Below are 5,495 nucleotides of genomic sequence, written 5' to 3' on the forward strand. Positions count from 1 at the left end.
CCGATCCCCGAGCCCGAAACGCGTAAGATCGTCGGCGGCGTCCGATGTGTATAAGGGCCAGCCAAACCCCCGCCGGGGGGATAGTATCCCCCCGAACCCCGCCGAGAATCAGAGGCCGGAAATGAGCGCGTCGCAGACGCGATCCAGCTGCGCCTCGTCCAGGTAGGGGTGCATCGGCAGCGCCAGGATGCGCTGGCTGACCTGCTCGCTGACCGGCAGCGGCGGGCCCTGGCGCAGCCCCTCGCGATGCGCAGCCGCATAGGCCGGCTGATGGTGCAGCGGCTTCGGATAGTAGATCGCGCTGGGCACGCCCTGCGCCTGCATCGCCGCCTGCACCTTGGAACGCGTCTCCGCATCCGGCAGCAGCACCGAATACAGGCCCCAGGCCGACTGCGCGCCTTCCATCTCGGTCGGCACCACGACATGCCCGGCCAGGCGGCGGTTGTAATGCGCGGCGACCCGGGCGCGGTCCTTCAGCTCCTGCTCCAGCAGCGGCAGCTTGCACAGCAGGATCGCCGCCTGGATGCTGTCGAGCCGCCCGTTCATGCCGGTGCGCTCGACCTCGTAGCGGGTCTTGCCCTCGCCATGCGTGCGCAAGGACCGATACAGCTCGGCCCGCGCCGCGTCGTTGGTCAGGATGGCGCCGCCATCGCCGTAGCAGCCCAGCGTCTTGGTCGGATAGAAGCTCAGCGCCGTCGCATCGGCCCAGCCGCCCAGCTTCTTGCCATGCAGCGCGCCGCCGAAGGCCTGCGCCGCATCGTCCAGCGCGAACATCCCCTCGCGGGCGCAGATCTCCTGCAGCTTCGGCCAGTCGGCCGGGCGGCCGAACAGGTCGACGCCGACCACCGCGCGCGGGCGGAGGCGGCCTTCCGCCTTCACCAGGGCGATGCGGTTCTCGAGGTCGGCCAGGTCGATGTTGAACCCGTTCTCCTCGACATCGACGAAGACCGGCGTGGCGCCGAGGACCAGCGGCACCTCGGCCGTCGCCGTGTAGGTGAAGGCCGGCAGGAACACCGCGTCGCCGGCGCCGATGCCCTCGGCCATCATGGCGATCTGCAGCGCGTCGGTGCCGGAGGAGACGCCGACCGCATGCGCGACGCCCGCGAACTCGGCCAGCTTCGCCTCGCATTCGCGCACGTCGGGGCCGTTGATGAAGGCGCCGCTGTCCAGGATGGCGGCGATGCGGCGGTCGATCTCCGGACGGATCAGGGCCTGCTGCGCCTTCATGTCGAACAGGGAAATCGGGCGCGTGGTGGTCTCGGCGGTCATCAGGATCAGCTCCGTGCGTCAGGCCGGCCCGGCCGGCCCGAGGGCCGGCGCTCAGGCCTGGATGACGGCGTGATAGGCCCGTTCGCCCTGCAGAGGGAAATCACCGCGCGTTTCAAAGGGCAACGTGGGACTGACCGCGGCATCCCGGTACACGCCGCGGGTGTCGACGATCAGCCGCGCATGCCGCCTGAGCGCGGTGAAATCCACCCCCGGCTGTGGCGTGACGATGACCACCGCATCCTGCGCCGCCAGCAGCGCGGGCGTCAGCGCGACGCTGGCCAGCCCCGGCGCCCGCCCCAGCCGCCGGGTGGCGGGGAACTGCGCGACCAGGGGGTCATGGTAGGCGATTTCCGCCCCGCGCTCCTCCAACAGAGAAAAAATCTCGAGCGCCGGGCTTTCGCGCGTGTCCGGCACGTCCGGCTTGTAGGCCAGGCCGATCAGCAGGATGCGCGCCCCGCGCAGCGCCTTGCCGCGCGCATCCAGCGCGTCGCGCAGCCGCCCGACCACATAGCCCGGCATGGCGTCGTTCACCCGGCCGGCCAGCTCGACGAAATCGCTGGGCACGCCCAGCTCCCGCGCCTTCCAGGCCAGGTAATAGGGATCGACCGGGATGCAGTGGCCGCCGAGCCCGGGCCCGGGGCGGAAGGGCATGAAGCCGAAGGGCTTGGTGGCGGCGGCGTCGATCACCTCCTGCACGTCGAGCCCCAGCGCGTGGCTGATCCGCTTCAGCTCGTTGACCAGCCCGATATTCACCGCCCGGAAGACATTCTCGTAGAGCTTGGCCAGCTCTGCCGCGCGCAGCGAGGACAGCGGCACCACCCCGCCGGCGACCGGCCCGTACAGCGCCATCCCGACCTCGAGGCATTCGGCCGTGGCCCCCGCCAGCAGCTTGGGGATGCAGCCGACGGTGCCCTCCGGGTTGCCGGGATCCTCGCGCTCCGGGCTATAGAGCAAAAAAGCATCCCGCCCCGGCTGCAGCCCGGCGCCCAGCAGGGCAGGGAGCAGAAAATCCTCGGTGGTGCCGGGATAGGTGGTGCTTTCCAGCGCCACAACCTGGCCGCGCCGCAGATGCGGGGCGAGTGCTGCCACCGTGTCCCGCACCGGGCCGAGGTCGGGCTCCTTGTGCGGCCCGACCGGGGTGGGGACGCAGATCACCAGCACGTCGCAATCGCCGGCGCCGGCGGAGAGATGCTGATGCGGGGTGATCGCCGCGCCGGCGACGCGGGCATGGTCGATGCCGTGGATCGGGCTCAGCCCGGCCTCGATGGCGGCGATCTTCTGGGGGTCGATGTCGAAGCCGGTGACGGGAAACCCCGCCTCGGCGAAGCGCAGCGCCAGGGGAAGCCCGGCATAGCCCAGGCCGATCACCCCGATCTGCGCCTCGCGCGCGGCGATGCGGGCTAGCATCCAGGCCCTGACATCCGTGGGAATCCCCGGCGCGTCGAGCAGCTCGGGATATCCGGTGGCGGCGATCCAGGAGGCATTGGCGCTCCCGGAAGCGGTCAGGGCCTGTGGCACGCGGCTACCCCCCAGGGTTGTGGTCGAATTCCGGCACGAGACGGGCGAGCTGCGCCAGCGCGGGCGCGGCAGCCCCCGCACGGGCATCGGCGGCGATGGCGTCGATCGCCTGACCGACCTGGTCGGCATCGGTGGTGCGCGGCGTCGCCACCAGCAGCCCCGCGAATTGCGTCGGCCGCGGCGGCTCCTGCCCGTGGAACAGCTCCTCGAACAGCTTCTCGCCGGGGCGGAGGCCGGTGAAGCGGATCTCGATATCCTCGTCGGGGCGCAGCCCGGCCAGCCGGATCATGCGGCGGGCCATGTCGACGATCTTCACCGGCTTGCCCATGTCGAGCACGAAGATGCCGCCATCGGCCAGCTCCGGCGGCTGGTCCTGCCGGTCCTCGGCGCCGATCACGCTGGCCTGCAGCACCAGCCCCACCGCCTCGCGCACCGTCATGAAATAGCGGCGCATGTCGGGATGGGTCACGGTCAGCGGCCCGCCGCGCTCCAGCTGGCGGCGGAACAGCGGCACCACCGAGCCGGTCGAGCCCAGCACATTGCCGAAGCGCACGGTGACGCAGCGCATGCCGCCGGCGGCGCCGTGGCGGGCCTGCTTGTCCAGCGCCTGGCAGTACATTTCCGCCAAACGCTTGGAGGCGCCCATGACGCTGGTGGGATTAACCGCCTTGTCGGTACTGATAAAAACCATGGCGCGGCAGCCGACGGCGCGGGCGGCATCCGCGATGACGCGGGTGCCCAGGGCATTGGTCTGCAGACCCTCCAGCGGGTCGTTCTCGACCATCGGCACATGCTTCAGCGCGGCGGCATGGAAGACCAGCTCGGGCCGGACTTCCGCCATCAGCCGCGCGATGCGCGCGGCGTCGCGCACATCGGCCAGCATGGCGCGGCGCGGCACGCCAGGATGCGTCTCCGCCAGCTCCAGGTCGATGCCGTAGAGCGCGAATTCGCCGTGATCCAGCAGCGTCAAGTGGGACGGGCCCAGCGCCGCCACCTGCCGCGCCAGCTCGCCGCCGATGGTGCCGCCGGCGCCGGTCACCAGCACGCGGCGGCCCTGCACGAGCCGCGCCATGCCCTCGCGGTCCAGCGGCACCTGGGGCCGGTCCAGCAGCTCCTCGATGGCGACGGGGCGCAGGTCGAAGCGCCGCGTCGCCTGGCTGCGCGGCGCCGGGTCCAGCGCGGTCAGCCGCGGCGCCCGCTTCACCAGCACCCCATGCCGCTCGGCGATGTCGAGCATTTCTTCCAGCTCCGGCCCCTGCAGGTCCGGGTCGGCCAGCACCAGGGCGGCCGGCAGCCGGCGCTCCTCGCGCAGCCGGTCCAGCACCTCGCCGGCTTCCTCGAAGCCGCCCAGGATCGGATAGCCATGGATGCGGCGGCCGGCGGCGCGCGGGCGGCGGGCCAGGATGCCGGTGACGCGGTAGCCCGGCGCCCGCTGCTGCAGCAGCGCCCGGATGAACAGGTCGGCCGCATCCCCGGTGCCGACCAGCAGCACCGGCTGGGCCGGGGCCTCGCTGGCCGAGCCCACCCGATGCGCCTGCTTCAGCCGGCCGATGATGCGCGGCGCCAGCAGGGCGGCGGCCAGCGTGCCGGCATGGATCAGCGGGAAGGCGGCATTGGGCGGCATCCAGGCGCCGAGCAGCAGCAGCCCGAGGCCGAACAGCAGCGCGCCGCCGATGCCGGCGACCAGAACCCCCATCAGGTCGCGCAGCGCGGCGAAGCGCCAGTATTGCTGCGGCAGCCGCACCGGCAGCCCGGCCAGCAGCAGGGCGACGACCGCCCCGGGCAGGGCGGCCGCCCACCAGAGCGGCGGCGGCCAGGCGCCGGGGGCGGCCAGCCAGACGGCGAGCGGCAAAGCCAGGGCGGCGAGCAGCGCGTCCAGGCTGATGTTCAACAGGATGCGGGTGAGGGCCATGAGGGCCGCGTATAGGCGCGCAGCAGGCGAGGGTGAAGCTTTGCCGCCATGCGACGGCATCAAGCCCCTGCCATGCAGCGCGCGCCCGCTCACCGGATCGGCGCCAGTTGCCGGTAGAGCTCGACCAGCCGCGCCGCCTCGGCGGCCCAGCCGAAGCGGCCCTGGGCCGCCTCGCGCCCGCGGTTCGCGAGCAAGGTGCGGCGCGCCGGCGAGGCGAGCTCGGCCACCGCCGCGGCGATGGCGGCCGGGTCGGCGCTGTCGACCAGCAGCCCGTTGCCGGCGCCGTTGACGATGCCGGCGACCTCGGTGGCGAAGGCGGGGGCGATCACCGGCAGCCCGGCCAGCATGCAGTCGAACAGCTTGTGCGGCAGCGCCAAGCGGTGGTTCTCGACCCCTGGCTGGAACAGCACCAGCCCGATATCGGCCGTCGCCGCCTCGTCCAGCGCCAGGGCATGCGGCAGCCAGCCGCGGATCTCGATGCGGTTGCTCAGCCCGAGCTTCTCCGCCTCCGCCCGGAAGGCGGCTTCCGATCCGTCGGTGAAGCGGCCGACCAGCTTCAGCCGGGTGCCGGGCGGGCAGAGCGCCAGCACCTGCAGCATGGTGAAAGCGCCGCGCTCCCGCCCCAGCGCGCCCAGATGCAGCAGGGTCAGCGGGCCTTCCTCGTGCCGGCGCGGGGCGACGGCGGCGCCGGCGGCATAGTTGCGCACGGGGACGCAGCGCGGCGCGCCGGCGTAGTCGGCGGCCAGCCCATCCTTGGCCAGCACCACGGCGTCCGCCCGCCTTGCCATGGCGCGGC

4 protein-coding genes are annotated in these 5,495 nt (G+C 72.6%); all 4 read right to left on the minus strand.

The features are described 5' to 3' along the window. Nucleotides 1-108: 108 nt before the first annotated feature. Nucleotides 109-1,269: a DegT/DnrJ/EryC1/StrS family aminotransferase gene (locus BKE38_RS27520; protein ID WP_076960370.1), complete on the minus strand. Its 1,161-nt coding sequence runs from the start codon at nt 1,267-1,269 to the stop codon at nt 109-111. A gap of 51 nt (nt 1,270-1,320) precedes the next feature. Continuing rightward, nucleotides 1,321-2,787, minus strand: coding sequence for a nucleotide sugar dehydrogenase (locus BKE38_RS27525; RefSeq protein WP_367596425.1), 1,467 nt, complete (start codon nt 2,785-2,787; stop codon nt 1,321-1,323). Between the two features lie 4 nt (nt 2,788-2,791). Beyond that, nucleotides 2,792-4,699: a polysaccharide biosynthesis protein gene (locus BKE38_RS27530; RefSeq protein ID WP_076960371.1), complete on the minus strand. Its 1,908-nt coding sequence runs from the start codon at nt 4,697-4,699 to the stop codon at nt 2,792-2,794. An 89-nt stretch (nt 4,700-4,788) separates the two neighbouring features. Next, nucleotides 4,789-5,495 (minus strand): glycosyltransferase (locus tag BKE38_RS27535; protein WP_131829750.1); only part of this gene is annotated, 707 nt, incomplete at its 5' end.

Origin of the sequence: Teichococcus deserti (assembly GCF_001982615.1) — a bacterium.
GTDB classification, from domain to species: domain Bacteria; phylum Pseudomonadota; class Alphaproteobacteria; order Acetobacterales; family Acetobacteraceae; genus Pseudoroseomonas; species Pseudoroseomonas deserti.

Bases quoted from the DNA above. Each gene is read 5' to 3' on its own strand.
- BKE38_RS27520 (WP_076960370.1), bottom strand. From the start codon at position 1,269: ATGACCGCCGAGACCACCACGCGCCCGATTTCCCTGTTCGACATGAAG.
- BKE38_RS27530 (WP_076960371.1), bottom strand. From the start codon at position 4,699: ATGGCCCTCACCCGCATCCTGTTGAACATCAGCCTGGACGCGCTGCTC.